At 65.9% G+C, this 16,096-nt stretch carries 16 protein-coding genes and 1 tRNA gene; 9 read left to right on the top strand and 8 right to left on the bottom strand.

The features are described 5' to 3' along the window. Positions 1-187 precede the first annotated feature (187 nt). The 3 genes from ACFWP0_RS06345 to ACFWP0_RS06335 all read left to right on the top strand — a co-directional run bounded on the left by ACFWP0_RS06345 (position 188) and on the right by ACFWP0_RS06335 (position 4,267). Positions 188-2,026: an ABC transporter ATP-binding protein gene (locus tag ACFWP0_RS06345; protein ID WP_377840558.1), complete on the top strand. Its 1,839-nt coding sequence runs from the start codon at positions 188-190 to the stop codon at positions 2,024-2,026. Between the two features lie 263 nt (positions 2,027-2,289). Next, entirely contained in the window at positions 2,290-2,916 is a 627-nt protein-coding gene (locus ACFWP0_RS06340; protein ID WP_377840556.1) for a glutathione S-transferase family protein, read from the top strand. Positions 2,917-2,953: 37 nt separating this feature from the next. Then, a complete protein-coding gene (locus ACFWP0_RS06335) occupies positions 2,954-4,267 on the top strand; it encodes an MFS transporter (RefSeq protein ID WP_377840555.1) in 1,314 nt (437 codons plus the stop codon). 18 nt (positions 4,268-4,285) lie between these two features. On the opposite strand, the gene ACFWP0_RS06330 is transcribed toward ACFWP0_RS06335, so the two are convergent. After that, positions 4,286-5,296, bottom strand: a complete 1,011-nt coding sequence (locus ACFWP0_RS06330) for an AraC family transcriptional regulator (protein ID WP_377840554.1) — start codon at positions 5,294-5,296, stop codon at positions 4,286-4,288. Positions 5,297-5,484: 188 nt separating this feature from the next. On the opposite strand from ACFWP0_RS06330, the gene ACFWP0_RS06325 reads away from it, so the two are divergent. Beyond that, positions 5,485-6,249 (top strand): aldolase, encoded by a 765-nt coding sequence (locus ACFWP0_RS06325; protein WP_377840552.1) that lies wholly within the window; start codon positions 5,485-5,487, stop codon positions 6,247-6,249. A gap of 14 nt (positions 6,250-6,263) precedes the next feature. Here the strand turns inward: ACFWP0_RS06325 and ACFWP0_RS06320 are convergent, their stop codons facing one another. The 7 genes from ACFWP0_RS06320 to ACFWP0_RS06290 all read right to left on the bottom strand — a co-directional run bounded on the left by ACFWP0_RS06320 (position 6,264) and on the right by ACFWP0_RS06290 (position 12,753). Next, positions 6,264-7,490, bottom strand: a complete 1,227-nt coding sequence (locus ACFWP0_RS06320) for a type II toxin-antitoxin system HipA family toxin (RefSeq protein ID WP_377840551.1) — start codon at positions 7,488-7,490, stop codon at positions 6,264-6,266. Beyond that, positions 7,490-7,903, bottom strand: coding sequence for a multiprotein-bridging factor 1 family protein (locus ACFWP0_RS06315; protein ID WP_377840549.1), 414 nt, complete (start codon positions 7,901-7,903; stop codon positions 7,490-7,492). The genes ACFWP0_RS06320 and ACFWP0_RS06315 overlap by 1 nt, the downstream gene beginning before the upstream one ends. Positions 7,904-8,324: 421 nt before the next feature. After that, positions 8,325-8,398, bottom strand: a tRNA-Gly gene (locus ACFWP0_RS06310). 114 nt (positions 8,399-8,512) lie between these two features. Next, a complete protein-coding gene (locus ACFWP0_RS06305; RefSeq protein WP_377840548.1) occupies positions 8,513-9,499 on the bottom strand; it encodes a Bug family tripartite tricarboxylate transporter substrate binding protein in 987 nt (328 codons plus the stop codon). Positions 9,500-9,584: 85 nt separating this feature from the next. Then, complete coding sequence (locus tag ACFWP0_RS06300) at positions 9,585-10,541, bottom strand: hydroxymethylglutaryl-CoA lyase (RefSeq protein WP_377840546.1); 957 nt, start codon at positions 10,539-10,541, stop codon at positions 9,585-9,587. Further along, a complete protein-coding gene (locus tag ACFWP0_RS06295; protein WP_377840545.1) occupies positions 10,538-11,731 on the bottom strand; it encodes a CaiB/BaiF CoA transferase family protein in 1,194 nt (397 codons plus the stop codon). The genes ACFWP0_RS06300 and ACFWP0_RS06295 overlap by 4 nt, the downstream gene beginning before the upstream one ends. 125 nt (positions 11,732-11,856) lie before the next feature. Beyond that, the gene (locus ACFWP0_RS06290; protein ID WP_377840543.1) at positions 11,857-12,753 is read right to left on the bottom strand and encodes a LysR substrate-binding domain-containing protein; all 897 of its coding nucleotides are present in this window, start codon (positions 12,751-12,753) and stop codon (positions 11,857-11,859) included. Between the two features lie 127 nt (positions 12,754-12,880). Here ACFWP0_RS06290 and trmB point away from each other — a divergent pair, with 127 nt between their 5' ends. From trmB to lysM, 5 genes are all read left to right on the top strand, one after another. Continuing rightward, positions 12,881-13,693 carry a tRNA (guanosine(46)-N7)-methyltransferase TrmB gene (gene trmB / locus ACFWP0_RS06285; protein ID WP_377840541.1) on the top strand — a complete coding sequence of 271 codons (813 nt, stop codon included), beginning with the start codon at positions 12,881-12,883 and terminating at the stop codon, positions 13,691-13,693. Continuing rightward, on the top strand, positions 13,693-14,634 hold the full coding sequence (gene pip / locus ACFWP0_RS06280; RefSeq protein WP_377840540.1) for a prolyl aminopeptidase: 942 nt from the start codon (positions 13,693-13,695) through the stop codon (positions 14,632-14,634). Before trmB ends, pip begins: the two co-directional genes overlap by 1 nt. Positions 14,635-14,647: 13 nt before the next feature. After that, a complete protein-coding gene (gene thiS / locus ACFWP0_RS06275) occupies positions 14,648-14,848 on the top strand; it encodes a sulfur carrier protein ThiS (protein WP_377840538.1) in 201 nt (66 codons plus the stop codon). Positions 14,849-15,142: 294 nt separating this feature from the next. Next, entirely contained in the window at positions 15,143-15,460 is a 318-nt protein-coding gene (locus ACFWP0_RS06270; protein WP_377840537.1) for a hypothetical protein, read from the top strand. Positions 15,461-15,503: 43 nt separating this feature from the next. Further along, positions 15,504-15,950 carry a peptidoglycan-binding protein LysM gene (gene lysM, locus ACFWP0_RS06265; RefSeq protein WP_377840535.1) on the top strand — a complete coding sequence of 149 codons (447 nt, stop codon included), beginning with the start codon at positions 15,504-15,506 and terminating at the stop codon, positions 15,948-15,950. Positions 15,951-16,096: the final 146 nt, after the last annotated feature.

Below are 16,096 nucleotides of genomic sequence, written 5' to 3'. Positions count from 1 at the left end.
GGCCGCCTTGCGGAGCAGGGCTGGCAGTTGCGCACCTGGACAAGCGCCGATCGTTCCCGCATCCTCGACGTCTGCAAATGCGCTTAAATGACGCCGAAGGGCGCCGCCCCATGCCAGGCCGGCGCTTCTTTGCGCCGCGCCCATGGCCGGCCTCAAAGCGATAAATCCCGATCCTGGAGCCTCTGCCTTGCTTCGCAGATTTGAAAGCCAACTCAACCCGTTCCCGCCCGAGAACGTCCCCCTGCCTCCAAAGGGGTTTTTCGCGTTCCTCTGGTTTTGCACGCACGGATCGCGCCGCTACATCGCCGCGCTGGCGGTGCTCAGCGCCGCGGTCTCCATCTACGAAGCCTGGCTGTTCGCGTTCCTGGGACAGATCGTCGATCTGCTCGCCGTCTGGCATGCCGGCGAGCCCGCGTCGGCGCATGAGCGCCAGGTGCTGTGGGGCATCGGCCTTGTGCTGCTGGCCAGCATCGTCCTGGTAAGCCTGCGCACGGTGGTGCAGCACCAGATCCTGGCCATCAACCTGCCTCTGCGCCTGCGCTGGGACTTCCACCGCATGATGCTGCGGCAAAGCCTGTCGTTCTTCTCCGACGAGTTCGCGGGGCGGGTCACCACCAAGGTCATGCAGACTGCCCTGGCGGTGCGCGAAGTGCTGCTCACCTTCTGCGAAATCGTGCTGGGCATCGCCGTCTACTTCTTCGCCATCGTGGCGCTGGCGGGCGGATTCGATTGGCGCCTGATGCTGCCCTTCATCGCCTGGATGCTGCTCTACGGCCTGACCATGGTGTATTTCGTGCCGCGCCTGGGCAAGGTCGGGAAAGAGCAGGCGCACGCCCGGTCATCCATGACCGGCCGGGTGACCGATGCCTATACCAACATCACCACCGTCAAACTGTTCTCGCACACCAACCGCGAAGCCCGCTTCGCGCGCGCCGCCATGGAGGATTTCAGGGAAACGGGCTATCGCCAGATGCGTCTGGTCAGCAAGTTCGAGATCTTCAACCAGGTGCTGGCCACGGCGCTGATCTTCTCGGCGGGCGGCTACGCCCTGTGGCTATGGCATGGCGGCGAAATCGGCACCGGCGCCGTCGCCGCCGTCACGGCCATGGCGCTGCGGGTCAACGGCATGTCGCACTGGATCATGTGGCAGATGACCTCGCTCTTCGAGAACATCGGCACCGTGCAGGACGGCATCGCCACCCTGACCCACCCTCCGAAAGTCCAGGATGCGCCCGATGCGGTCCCGCTGCGCGTCACGCGCGGCAAGGTCGAATTCGACCGGGTGTACTTCAACTACAACAACGAGCGCCAGGTGCTCGACGGCCTGAGCCTCACCGTGCGCCCCGGCGAAAAAATCGGCCTGGTCGGCCGTTCCGGCGCCGGCAAGTCCACGCTGATCAATCTGCTGCTGCGTTTCTACGACGTGGACCGCGGCCAGATACGCATCGACGGACAGGACATCTCCCAGGTCACCCAGGACAGCCTGCGCAGCGCCATCGGCATGGTCACCCAGGACACCTCGCTGCTGCACCGGTCGATCTGCGACAACATCGCCTATGGCCGTCCCGACGCGGATCCCGCCGAAGTCCGGGCGGCCGCGGCCCGCGCCCAGGCCGACGAATTCATCGATCAATTGAGCGACAACCACGGCAACCGGGGCTACGACACCCTGGTCGGCGAGCGTGGCGTCAAGCTCTCCGGCGGCCAGCGCCAACGGATCGCCATCGCCCGCGTCATGCTCAAGAACGCCCCCATCCTGCTGCTGGACGAAGCGACCAGCGCCCTCGATTCGGAAGTCGAGGCGGCCATCCAGGAAAGCCTGGACGAAGTCATGAAGGGCAAGACGGTCATCGCCATCGCCCACCGGCTTTCCACCATCGCCGCCATGGACCGCCTCATCGTCATGGACGAAGGCCGCATCATCGAACAAGGCAGCCATGCCGAACTGCTGGAGCTGGACGGCATCTACGCCCGGCTGTGGCGGCACCAGAGCGGTGGATTCCTGGCCGAGGAACTCAGCCAGTGAGTGCGGCCCCTTTTACCCGGATGCAGCCCATATCCGCGGAGCCGGGCGCGCCTTCGTCAACGTAGCCCATGCGCGGCGGTGGGGACCGCCGCATGCACCCTTTCGCTGCTTTCGGCAGGTCCGCCTGGAGCCTGGGCATTTCCTGTCGCTTGCGGTCAAGGCCTGTGCGCGCTCTGGCAAGGCTATCGGCGCGGCTGCTACCTAACATTAGCCGCAGCTCATCCACACGCCCGCCGAGACGGGACGCCAAGCGAACGCTCCCCATGCTCACGCTCTACGACCATCCCCGTTCCGGCAACTGCTACAAGGTGCGCCTGTTCCTGTCGCTGATCGGCCTGCCCTGCCGGCGCGAATTCATCGACGTGCTGGCGCGCAAGAACCAGACTGAAGCGTTCGAGCGCATCAGCGCCTGGCGGCAGGTGCCCGCCATCGAGGACGACGGCCTGGCGCTCTGGGACAGCCACGCCATCCTGCTCTACCTGGCGCAGAAGCACGCGCCGCACTGGCTGGTGCCCCTGCCGCATAGCGGGCAAATGCATGCGTGGATATCGGTTTCGACAAACGAGATTGCCAACAGCCTGCAGCCGCTGCGCCTGACGCGGGTGGTCAGCCACGCCGAGGCCGCCCATCACCTTGGCGTGAGCGAGGCGCTGCTGGATCTGGCGGGCCTGCAGCGGCGCACCGACCGCGTTCTGGAGTTGATGGAAAAGCGCCTGGCCGGGAACGATTGGCTGGCGGGAGCGCCCAGCGTGGCCGACATCGACTGCTATGGCTACCTGGCCTTGGCCGAAGAGGCGGGCATCGACATGGCCGCCTATCCCGCGCTGTCCGCCTGGCGCCGACGCATCGAACGGTTGCCCGGCTACATCCCGCCCGGGCATGCCGCCTAGGTCCTGTTCGCAAAAAAACGATCATCAAGGAGAAAACATGGACGCAGCCACCAACTCGGACGCCGTTACGGCATCCGGCAACAAACCGAATCTTTTTCGGGTCTCCGTGGCCACGGTGGTCGGCACAGCGGTGGAGGCCTTCGATTTTCTCGCCTACGGCACCGCCGCCGCGCTGGTGTTCAACATGCTGTTCTTTCCGCAGTTCGATCCCTTGACCGGCACGCTGGCGGCCTTCGCCGCCTTTGCCAGCGGCATGCTCGCGCGCCCCCTCGGCGGCATTCTCTTTGGCCACTTCGGCGACCGCATCGGGCGCAAGTCCATGCTGACGCTGAGCCTGCTCATGATGGGCATCTGTACGGTGCTCATCGGCTTGTTGCCCACCTACGCGCAGATCGGCGTATGGGCGCCGGTCCTGCTGGTGGCGCTGCGGGTAGGCCAGGGATTGTCGTTTGGCGGTGAATTGGGCGGCGCCATGCTGATGGCCGTGGAGCACGCGCCGCCGCGCTGGAAAGCCTTGTTCGGCAGCCTGCCGCTGGTAGGCGCGCCGCTGGGCATTCTGCTGTCGGTGGGCGCCTTCGCGCTGGTGACCCGGCTGCCCGAGGAGGATTTCCTGTCCTGGGGGTGGCGCCTGCCGTTCCTGGCCAGCGCCGTGCTGATCGTGGTGGGCCTGCTGATACGCCGGGGCATCGACGAGTCTCCCGATTTTTCCCGCGTCAAATCCCAGCGCACCCAGGTCAAGCTGCCGGTGGCGGAGCTGCTGCGCAAGCACGGAAAGGCGCTGCTGCTCTGCATCGGCTGCAAGCTGGCCGAAGTGACGCTGATCTACACCTTCCTGGTGTTTTCCGTGTCGTACGCGGTGTCCACGCTGGGATTCAGCCGCAGCGATGCGCTGCATGCCCTCCTGTACGGCGCGGCCGTACTGATCTTCACGATTCCGCTGTTCGGGATGCTGGGCGACCGCTACGGCGCGCGGCGCGTCTGCGGCTGGGGCGGCCTGTTGCTGGCGGTGATGGCCATCCCCATCTTCATCGCGGTGGGCAGCGGCTCGCTCCTGGCATACAGCATTGCCGTGTTCATCGCCATGGCGCTGAACTACGCCATGATGATCGCGCCCCAATCGAGCCTGTATGCGGCGCAATTTCCCGCGGAACTTCGGTATTCGGGGCTGTCGATCGGCGTGCAGTTCTCGGCGGCCATCGGCGGCGGCCTGGCTCCGCTGGTGTCGGCCATGCTGGTGGCGCGCTTTGACAGCATCGTGCCGGTGGGCGCCTATCTGGCCGTGCTGGGCGTGATCGCCGGCACGTCGGCCTTCCTGATGAAGCCCACCGGGCAGGAGCGTCGCGCCGCTTGAGGCCGCTGGCCTGCCCCGCTATGCGGCGGGGCAGGCCGTTGCGCGGTATTGATTGGGCGGGTAGCCAAAGCGCTCCCGAAAGCGGCGGCTGAAATGGCTTGCGTCCTGAAACCCGCAGGACAGCGCAATGTCCTTGACCGGCACGTGACCCTTGCGCGGGTCCTCCAGCGCCAGGCGCGCCAGATGCAGGCGGCGTTCGCGCACATACTCGTTGTACTGCGTGCCCTGCATCTGGAACAGGCGATGCACCCAGCGGCTGGATGCGCGCAGCGCGCGGGCGACCTCGGCCACCGATAGGTCGGGGTCGGCGATATGGGCGTCCAGATAGCTGGTGAGCGCCTGCCAGCTCTCGATGGGACCGCGCTGGGCCGCCGGGATCTGGTCCAGCGCCTGGCTGGTGTAGATCGCCGCAAGCAGCGAAAGAAGCGCCTGCTCGGCGAACATGCCGGAGGTCGGGCTGGTCTCTGCCTGATCGAAAAAAACATGCGCCAGACAGCTGTGAGCCGTGCGCACCATGGGCAGTGTTGCGGCGGCGCGCTGGGCCGTGAACTGCGAGCTGTCGCGCAGATGCATGCCCAGCAGGCGCAATAGCGACCCCTTGATCACCACCAGGCGCGAGTCCGTCAGCATGCGCACTTCGGAGGGGAGCGCCGTGGTGCGGAAAATGATGTCGCCGGCATCCACCGGCAGGCAGGCGCCGTTCTGGGTGATCACGCCATGCCCTTCGATGATGAAGCTGGCAAGGAACTCGGCGCGCAGGGCATCGGCGGCGTGTTCGGCGCGATGCTGGACGGCGATGGGCGTGGACTCCAGATTCACAGCCAGCCCGCCGGCGCGCAAGCGACAGGCCTGCAAATGCAGGCGCGGCTGCATGGTCAGCGCGCGGAAGTCGCCCGGCAGCACCAGCTTGTCGAGTTGCGCCTTATAGCCGGACAGCTCAGCCTCGTAGAACGGGCGAAAACGCGGCGCAAAGTTCAGGTCGGGTTCCGGCTGAGGAGCAACGGTCGGAATCGAGGAAGGGACGTGCATTGCGGGAGCACCAGACTTTCAGGGCGGGCCCGGTGCCCGCTGAACGATTGTATCGGCCGTGATCCGGCGCACACCTGCTGTTTACCCTAGGGCTGTCACTCTCGGACAATCCTTGTGCGCCTGCGGTCAATCGCCTTGCGCGCTGCGCGCGGTGTAATTCCCCACCAGGCCCCTATCAGGAGACGAATGTGGACGACAAGCAGCGCCAATCCGATGCGTTTTTCCAGCGCTCGGCCAACAAGCTGGATTTCGGCAACTGGAGCGTGCAGGAGAAGATCGCCCTGAGCTGTCGCATCCTGGCCAGCGAAGGGCATTCCGAAACGCTGGCCGGACAAATCACGGTGCGCAACGATGATGGCACCTTCTTCACCACGGCATTGGCTCAGGCCTTCGACGAGATCCGGCCAGAATCGCTGATCCGCATCAACGACAACATGGAAGTGCTGCAGGGCGAGGGCACGCCCAACCCGGCCGTGCGTTTTCACTTCTGGGTCTACCGCCATCGGCCCGATGTGCGCTGCATCATCCATACCCATCCGCCCTATGTCTCGACGCTGTCCATGACGGGCCGCCCGCTGGTGGTGTCGCACATGGACGCCACGCCGTTTCACAACGACTGCGCCCACCTCAAGGAGTGGCCGGGCCTGCCCATCGCGGACCAGGAAGGCGAGATCATCTCCGCCGCGCTGGGCGGCAAGCGCTGCGTGCTGCTGGCGAACCACGGCTTTTTGGCGGCGACGTCCTCGGTGGAGGAGACCTTGTACCTCTCGGTGCTGATCGAACGCGCGGCGCGCAACCAGCTGCTCGCGGCGGCCGCCTACGGCGAAGTGCGGCCGGTCGACGACGCGCTGGCAGCCGAATCGCACGATTTCCTGCTCAAGCCCGCCATCGTGCGCGCCAGCTTCGCCATGTTTGCGCGCCGCATCGAGCGCGGGGATGGCGCGCGCGGCTAGCGGGCAGGGGGACGCTACGCAAATGCGGGGTCAAAATCGACCAAATCAGTACCTCGCATGCCCAAGCCCTTGGCCACCGGACGCCAGCTGTCCACTGCCCGGGCCACCTCCGCCCAGATCGCAGCCGCTTCCTCTGCATCCAATCTGAAGTAAGGCGCCCCTTCCATCAGAACGTCCCGACTGTCAATCGGTCCGGAGTCCTCGGTCAGCCATGTCTTGCTCTCGCGGCGATCGCCTGGCATCGGATTGAGGTCGAATGCCGGCGACAGACGCCATCCATGATTGCGCGCGTCATACAGAAACCCCGTATTGCGCAAATGGTCATCGGTATTGCAGATCAGAAAATTGAAGGCCAGGCGGCGCCACAACTGATGGATGTCGGCGATCGGGTTGGCGCCTTCCTGCAGCAGGGCGTCCACCAGTTCCGTATACGCATGCGCCGTGTCGCGGCCATCAGACTCCAGCATCGTCGCGGCTGACACGTAGGGAATACGGCCGCCATCAACGGTCCGGTCGAAACGCCGGATGATGGCGACCGCCGTCCCATTGATCAACTCCACACGCGCCGTTGCCACGTTGATGCCCGCCTTGGCGGCAAGATGCATGGCCAGCACCTCGCCTCGAATAACGTCGCGCTTGTCCGCCTGGCTGGGGAACTTGCCCAGGGCCAGACGGCCATCCGTATCTCGAACGGTTGACTTTGGTCTGGCTCCGCCCAATGAGGTGCCTTGCCCAAGCAGATATTGCAGGTCGCGCTCGCTCTCCGTGCCGGCCTCCAACGCGCGGGCCGCCTGCACGACTTTATCCAGTTCCAGCAAAGGCGGCACGTGCCAATGTGTTCCGCCCGAGCGCAAATAGACTTTGGCATGAGGATCAAAAAGACGCAGAGCGCCGACACGGGCTTCGTCATCCACCCACATCAAGAAGTCGACAGGCTCCAGCGCGGGCGTCTCGCGGTCTTGCTGCCGCCATCTTGCGTGGGCACGCCGAATCACGCGTTCACCCCACGAGTCTGGCGCAGTGTCCTGCAGCGCGCGAAAGAACGCCTCTTGAGGATGTTGAACACTCAGGATGGGCAGCAGGTCGGGCGATAGCGCAAAAAATCGCGAATCTCGCAACCAACGCTCGTCGTAGCTGAACGCGCTGCGCTTGGCGCTACCCAGATATAGCCGGCCCACGACCTGGCCGCTGGAACCGAGATGGACCTCTAGATCCTGACGCCTGGATGCCTTGGTAGCCATCAGAATCCCTGCAGCTCATTGGTGTCATCGGCAGCGCCTTCTTTGGCAGCAGCGGAGCGAGCAACACTTGGCTTGCTGCCACGGGACGTCCGCACGCGTTGGGGCAACTGTTCCCGCACCAGTTCCATCCCCAGCGCGTCATTTTCCATTGCCATCACCTTCACCACAGCCTCAAGGCGGCCAAGTACCTGCAAGGCGCGCAGGAAGGTGTGCAGGGCGGTGCCGGGATAGCCGTCTTCCATGCGCCTGACCGTGCTCAATGACGTGCCGATACGCTGTGCCAGGTCTTCCTGACTTAACCGGCGCATGCGGCGCGCTGTCGAGATGTCCTGCCCAAGGCCGCGCAGCGCACGCTCCACAGGCCGCGGCAACGCGACCCGTGAACCAGAACTTTCTTGCTCGGAAGATGACATGGATACACCTGCTCAAATATGGCCGAAGAAAATCATTAGGCACTCATATTTGAACATATAGGCAGATTTCGATCAATTGTTCAGCGGATTTCTACTGATCATATATGAACGCTTAAGCGATAATTCCATTCATATTTGATTCCATAAAGACGCCAGATCGCCCACTACAGACGGCATGCGACCGCATCCGCGGCTGACAGATTTTTCTGGGGGCTGACGTGAGGCGCCATGGCAGACCACCTGTCTTGGAAGTGCTCGACGCGGCATGCAGCAATACGATTAAGGGGTGTTCACTTGCCAGCCGCGCGGCTTGCTGCTTACGAATTTCGCGGAATACCCGCAAAACCCAGCAGAGAAATTACGCGGAGCTTCCAGACCTTGAGGAGCGTCCCAAAGTCACATGCCGAGTGTGGAGAATTTCTGGAGCGGGTGAAGGGAATCGAACCCTCGTATGAAGCTTGGGAAGCTGCCGTTCTACCATTGAACTACACCCGCTCGGGTGTCGTGCCGCGGTCATGAAACCGGGACAGAGGCGGCGATTATAGCGCGCCTTTTTCCGGTCAGGGCGGCGGCCTCGCGCCGCCCTGACCCATCACAAAAACAGCGAAATCAGTTGGCCGTGATGTTGGCGGCCTTGACCACCTTGCCCCAGCGGTCCAGCTCGGCCTGGGTGTAGGCGCCCAGTTCCTTGGGGCCCATGAAGATGGCTTCGGCGCCCTGCTCCGCGGCCTTCTGGCGGAAGGCGTCGCCCTGCATGATCTTCTGGATCTCACCGGCGATCTTGTCCACGACCGGCGCGGGCGTGTCCTTGGGCGCGTACATGGCGAACCACGACGAGACGATCAGGTCGGGGTAGCCGGCTTCGGCGGCCGTGGGAACGTCGGGCAGCGACGGCAGGCGGGTGTTGCCGGTGACGGCCAGGGCGCGCAGCTTGCCGGCGGCGATCTGGCCCAGCAGCGGAGGCGGCGTGGTGATGGTCATGTCCACGGCGCCGCCCAGCAGGTCGTTCAGCGCGGGGCCGGTGCCCTTGTACGGGATGTGGGTGATCTGCGTGCCGGCCATCTGGTTCAGCAGCTCGGTGGCCACCTGCTGCAGCGAGCCGTTGCCGGACGAGGCGTAGTTCAGCTTGCCCGGGTTGGCCTTGGCGTAGGCGACCAGCTCCTTCAGCGACTTGATGGGCAGGTCGGGACGCACCACGACCACTTGCGGGGCCGACAGCACGTTGGCCACGGGCGCGAAGTCCTTGATGGGATCCCAGCCGGCGGCCGGCGTGACGTGCGGGGTGATGACCTGGAAGCCGGAGTACTGCAGCAGCAACGTGTAGCCATCCGGCTTGGCGCGGGCGACGGTCTGCGCGGCGATGCCGCCGGAAGCGCCCGGCTTGTTCTCGACCACGACGCTCTGGCCCAGCGCCGCGCCCAGGGGCTGGGCGATCAGGCGCGCGGCGATGTCGGTGGTGCCGCCGGGCGCGGCGGACACGATCAGCGTGATGGGACGGTTGGGAAAATCGGCTTGCGCGCTGGCGGCGCCGGCGGCGATGGTCAGGGCGGCGGCTACGCTGGCGCGCAGGACGGTGGGCAGGCAGGACAGGGCCATGGTTTGTCTCCTCGGTATTTTTATCTGTGGGTGGTCTTCGGGTGCTACGGGTACTGCGGGTTCGGTCGTGATGACATCCAGGGCGTCAGGGCGCGGCTGGCGGAAACCGTTCCGCCAGCCAGGCCGGCGGCGCATGCAGCGCCAGGCGGGGCCCGGCTTGCAGCAGCGCGTTGGACAGGTCGCGCTGCACCAGCACGGGCAAGCCCCGCACGATGGCCAGCAAGGGCTCCAGCGACACGCCGGATTCAACGCCCATGCAGGCGAACATGTGCGCCAGCTCTTCGGTGTTGACGTTGCCGCTGGCGCCGGGCGCGTAGGGACATCCGCCCAGTCCGCCCGCGGCGGCGTCAAAGCGGGTGATGCCGGTCTGCCAGGCCGCAATGGCGTTGGCCAGCGCCATGCCGCGCGTATTGTGCAGGTGCACGGTCAGGGCGGCGCCGGGCAGGCGCTTTGCGGCCGCTTCGCACAAGCCCGCCACTTGCGTCGGGAACGCCATGCCGGTGGTGTCGCACAGCGTGATGCCGGAAGCGCCCGCGTCGACCAGCCTGGCGGCCAGGTCCAGGACCTGGGCGGCCGGCACGTCGCCGTCGAACGGACAGCCGAAGGCGGTGGACAGCGATACGTTGCACGGCGCGCCGGCGCGGGCGGCGGCGGCCAGCACCTGGGCCAGTTCGGCGTAGGACTGGTCGCGAGTCATGCGCAGGTTGGCGCGGTTGTGCGTCTCGGAGCATGACATGACAAGGTTCATCTCGTCGGTGCCCGCCTCCAGCGCGCGTTCCAGGCCGCGGATGTTGGGCACCAGCGCGGTGTAGACCACGCCCGGACGGCGGCGGATGCGGCGCATCACCTCCACCGCGTCGGCCAGGGCGGGAATGGCCTTGGGCGAGGTGAAGCTGGTGACTTCGATGCGCGCGAAGCCGCAATCGGACAAGGCGTCGACGAACGCGACCTTGTCGTCGGTGGACACCATGGCTTTTTCGATCTGCAGGCCGTCGCGCGGACCGACCTCGTTGATCTCGATGCGGGCGGGACCGGTATTCATGCAATGACTCCCTTGGCGCGCAACGCGGCGCGCTGTTCTTCGGACAAGCCGGCGGACGCCAGCACCGCGTCGGTGTGCTCGCCCAGCGTGGGCGCGCGTTCGCGCACCGCGCCGGGGTTGGACGACAGGTAGGGGAACACGGCGGGCATCTCCACCTGCACGCCCGCGGCGGACTCCATCGAGGTGATGGCGTTGCGGGCGCGGTAGTGCGGGTCCTTGGAAATATCAGCGACCGAATAGATGCGGCCGGCGGGCACGCCCGCCTCCAGCATCGCGGCCAGCACGTCGTCGATGCGGCGCTCCAGCGTCCAGGCGCCGATGGCGGCGTCGATCTCGGCCACGCGCCTGGCGCGGCCGTCGTTGTGCGCCAGCGCCGGGTCCTGGCCCAGGTCGTCGCGGCCGATGCGCGCCATGAGGCGGGTGTAGATGGCGTCGCCGTTGCCGGCGATGAGCACATAACCATCCTGGCACGGATAGGCGTTGGACGGAGCGATGCCCGGCAGCGAGGCGCCGGCGGGCTCGCGCACCGCGCCAAACACCGAGTATTCGGGCAGCAGGCTTTCGCTGAGGTTGAAGAGGCTTTCGTAGAGCGCGGTGTCGATCACCTGCCCCACGCCGCCGCGCGCGTCGCGCTGGTACAGGGCCAGCATCACGCCCAGCGCGCCATGCAGCCCGGCGATGGTGTCGCCCAGCGACAGGCCTGCCCGCACCGGCGCGCGGCCGGGCTCGCCGTTCAGGTAGCGCAGGCCCGCCATGGCTTCGCCGATGGCGGCAAAGCCAGGTTCGCGGGCCTTGGGGCCGGTCTGGCCGTAGCCCGAGATGCGCAGCATGATCAGCCGGGGATTCAGCTCATGCAGGGCTTCCCACGACAAGCCCCATTTTTCCAGGGTGCCGGGGCGGAAATTCTCGATCAGCACATCGGCCTCGCGCGCCAGGAGGCGCACGATGTCCTGGCCTTCCTGCTGGCGCAGGTCCACGCAGACAGATTGCTTGTTGCGCGACTGCGCCTCCCACCACACCGAGGTGCCTTCATGCAGCAGGCGCCATTTGCGCAGCGGGTCGCCCTGGCCCGGCGGCTCGATCTTGATGACCTGCGCGCCGAAGTCCGCCAGGGTCTTGGCGGCGAAAGGCCCAGCAATGAGTTGCCCCAGTTCCAGCACACGAATGCCGGCAAGAATCTGCCCTGCCATATCGCCTCCCAGGCGCGTCTATCGGTAGTGATGGACGGCAGTGTGCGCGCAAAGCGCCGGAGAGCGGAATGGACAATCGGGGAAAGGGGCATTCCCGGAACGGGAAACCCCGGATAAACCCGCGCTCAGCCTTCGTCCCGCAGATGCGCCAGCAGCAGGCGGGCAGCCACGGTCAACGTGTCCGCGTCTCGCACGCCCAGCAGCAGCCAGCGGCGGGCCCATTCGTCGGTCAGCGGAATCAGGCGGATGGGCATGGAGCGCGCGTGCGGCTCGGCGGCGATGCGCGGCAGGATGCCCACGCCCCGGGTGGCCGCCACCATGCGGCAGATGGCGTCAAAGCTGCGCACCTGGATGCGCAGGCGCATGGCCCGGCCCATCCTGCCGCTTTCCTCGGACAGGCGGGTCGCCAGCGAGGTCGCCGGCGGCAGGCCCACGTAGTCGTACGCCAGCGTGTCCGCGAAGGCCACTTGCGGCTCGGCGGCCAGCGGATGGCGCTGCGGCACGATCAGCACCAGTTCGTCCAGCCGGTAAGGGAAGGTGGACAGGCCGGCGGCGGGCGTGCGGTCGGCGAACACGCCGATATCCGCGCGGTTCTCGAGCACCGCCGTGACGATGTCGCTGCTGTTCTGCTCTTCCAGGTCGATGCGCACGGCGGGGTGCTCATCCATGAAGGCGGCCAGGTCCTCGGGCAGGAACTGCGTCAGCGACGAGGTATTGGCGGCGATGCGCACCTGCCCGCGCACGCCTTGCGCAAAATCCGACAAGGCGCCGGCCATCTGCTCCACTTCCTGCAGCACGCGCAGCGCATGGACGAGGCAGGCCTGGCCCGCGTCGGTCAGCTCCACCCCGGCGGCGTTGCGATACAGGAGCGGCGTGCCCAGCGCGGCTTCCAGGTCCGAGATCCGCTTGCTGGCCGCGCCCACCGCCAGATGCGACTGGCGCGCGCCCGCCGAGATGCTTCCCTGGCGGGCCACGGAGACAAAAAGGGCAAGCGTGACGAGATCGATGCGGGCAAGGTTCATGAAAAGGAACTACGGTGCAAGGGGACCGGGCTGAAACTATAGCGGGAGCCATCCGGGACAAATATGTCCCTATTTTAGTCCCTATGGCCGACTCCGCGCCGGCGGGCCTGCCACTACAATCCCGGCTATGAATACGACCAAGCCCGCGAACACCCCCGCGAATTCGCCCGTGAACCCTTCCGCAACGCCCCCCGCCGACGCCTCGCCCCCCAACGTTTCCCCGGAAACCCAGGCCGCGCTGGCCAGCACCGCCCACGCCCCCAACAGCCCCGGCGCCACGCACATCCGCAGCTTCGTGCACCGCCGCGGCCACATCACCCAAGGCCAGCTGGCCGCGCTGGAACGCCTGATGGGCCAGTGGTCCCTTCCCTACGCCGCGCGGCGCCTGGATCCGGCCGCCGCGTTCGGCCGGCAGGCGCCGACGGTGCTGGAGATCGGCTTCGGCATGGGCGAGACCACCGAGAAGATCGCGCTGGCCCGCCCCGGCGACAACTTCCTGGGCGTGGAAGTCTTCAACGCCGGCGTCGGCTCGCTGCTGCGCCGCATTGAAGACTCCAGCATCCAGAACCTGCGCATCATCCAGCACGACGCCGTGGAAGTGGTGCGCGACATGATCGCCCCCGACTCGCTGGCCGGCGTGCACATCTACTTTCCGGATCCCTGGCCCAAGAAGCGCCACCACAAGCGCCGCCTGATCCAGCCCGCCTTCATTTCGCTGCTGGCCAGCCGCATCGCGCCAGGCGGCTACATCCATTGCGCCACCGACTGGGAAGACTATGCGGTGCAGATGCTGGAAGTGCTTAGCGGCGAACCGCTGCTGAAAAACACCGCGGACGGCTACGCGCCCCGCCCCGATTACCGCCCCCTGACCAAATTCGAGACACGCGGCCTGCGCCTGGGCCACGGCGTCTGGGACCTGATCTTCAAGCGAGTCGCCTGATGCTCTATCCGCCGATCGAACCCTACCGCCATGGCATGCTGGACACCGGAGACGGCCACCAGATCTATTGGGAAATGTGCGGCAACCCGAAAGGCAAGCCTGCCTTGTTCCTGCATGGCGGCCCCGGCAGCGGCTGCTCGCCCCTGCACCGGCAGCTCTTCGATCCGCAACGCTACAACGTGCTGCTGTTCGATCAGCGCGGCTGCGGCCGTTCGCAGCCGCACGCCAGCCTGGACAACAACACCACCTGGCATCTGGTCGCCGACATCGAGCGCCTGCGCACCGAGATCATGGGCGCCGACCAGTGGCTGGTGTTCGGCGGCTCCTGGGGTTCGACCTTGGCGCTGGCCTACTCGGAAACGCATCCGGCGCACACCAGCGAGCTGGTGCTGCGCGGCATCTTCGGCCTGCGCCGCGCCGAGATCCAATGGTTCTACCAGGAAGGCGCGTCGTGGCTGTTCCCGGACCGCTGGGAAGACTACCTGGCGCCCATTCCGGAAAGCGAACGCGGCGACCTGGTCGCGGCGTATCACAAGCGCCTGACGGGCGATGACCCGGCCGAGCAGCTGCGCGCCGCCAAGGCCTGGAGCAAATGGGAAGACAGCACCATCACGCTGCTGCCCAGCCCGCGCCACCAGCAAAGCCACGCCGCCGACCGCGCCGCGCTGGCCTTTGCGCGCATCGAGAATCACTACTTCTTCAATGCCGGCTTCATGGAAGAAGGCCAGCTGATCCGCGACGCCAACAAGCTGCGCGGCATTCCCGGCACCATCATCCAGGGCCGCTACGACGTCTGCACGCCCGCGCGCACGGCCTGGGACCTGCATCGCGCCTGGCCCGAGGCGGAGTTCCACCTGGTGCCCGATGCGGGCCACGCCTTCGATGAACCCGGCACGCTGGCGCGCCTGATCGGCGCCACCGACGCCTACGCAAAACAGTGAGGAGACACCTGCCATGCACATCACCCTGAACGGAGACGCCCGCGAATTCCCGCTGGACACCACGGTGAACGAATTGCTTGAAACGCTGGGCTATGCCGGCAAGCGCGTGGCCGTGGAGCGCAACGGCGAGATCGTGCCCAAGAGCCAGCACGAGCAGACCGCGCTGTCCGACGGCGACCAGATCGAAATCGTGGTCGCGGTGGGCGGGGGCTGAGACCCGCATCCGCCGCGCTTTTTCGCGCAATCGCATCGCAAGAGCAGGGCCGCCGACACAGCGGCCCTTTTTGCATGCCGCCCCGCGCATGAAGGGCTTAAACCCACGGATGCAAACGCCCTGCGAAGAGGCCTGCATTGTTGCGTAGTCTGGCAGGAGGCTAGCAACCTGTTACACGTTAACCCCTCGTCGCACGGGGAATGTGCGAGTCATAATCGTTCCTGCTGGCGTCTTACTGCTGTCCTGTTGTTGTTCTAGCGTTGCACATCGCCCCATCGGGGCAGAGGAGGCATCATGAACACCGCGGTCATCATTAATCTTCTCATCCAGCTTGTCGCCGGCGCAGCCGCGGGCAACGGGCTCGGAAAAATGCTCCAGCAATTCAACTTGGGCACCCTGGGCAACACCATCGCGGGCGCCATCGGCGGCGTGGCGGGCGGTTCCTGGCTTGCGCCCATGATCACGGCCGGAGCCGGCGCCATGGCGGCAGGCAATGCGGGACTGGATCTTTCAGCGATCGCGGGCAGCGTGGTCGGTGGCGGCGTCGGCGGCGCCGTGCTCACCCTGATCGCCGGCATCGTGAAAAAAATGTTTGTGGGCCGCGCGCCCTGACAGCACGTCGTTTTCTCACCGCAACATAGATAAAGGAAACACTATGGGTCTGCTCAATTTCATCAAGGACGTTGGAGAAAAGCTCTTTGGCGCCAGCGAGGCGAAGGCCGCGACGGCGGACGAATTGAAGAAAGAGCTGGATAAGCACGGCCTGAACGCGGATGGCCTGCAAATTTCGGTGGAAGGCGACAAGGTCACGGTGGCGGGCGAAGCGCTGAGCACCGAAGACGCCGAGAAGATTTCGCTGGCGCTGGGCAACACCGTCGGCGTGGCCGCGGTGGACAACCAGCTCAAGGTGAAGCAGGCCACGCCCGAAGCCAAGATGTACACCGTGCAGAAGGGCGACAACCTGTGGAAGATCGCCGAGGCGCAGTACGGCAAGGGCCAGGGCGCCAAGAACACGCTGATCTTCGAAGCCAACAAGCCGATGCTGACCAGCCCCGACAAGATCTATCCGGGGCAAGTGCTGCGCATACCGCCGCTGTCGTAAGCGGCGCCCGGTTCAGACAAGCCGGAAGACACCCATGCGTTTTCCGGATTGTGTCGCGGCACGGCGCCCCCTGCCAGCCGCGATTACTTGGCCAGACGCAATGTCTGGCCATTTTTTGGGGCGCCTGCCGCCATAGGTGTCTGACA

The organism is Achromobacter sp. NPDC058515, from assembly GCF_042721735.1.
Lineage (GTDB): Bacteria > Pseudomonadota > Gammaproteobacteria > Burkholderiales > Burkholderiaceae_B > Achromobacter.
This window is presented reverse-complemented; position numbering and strand designations above follow the sequence as displayed.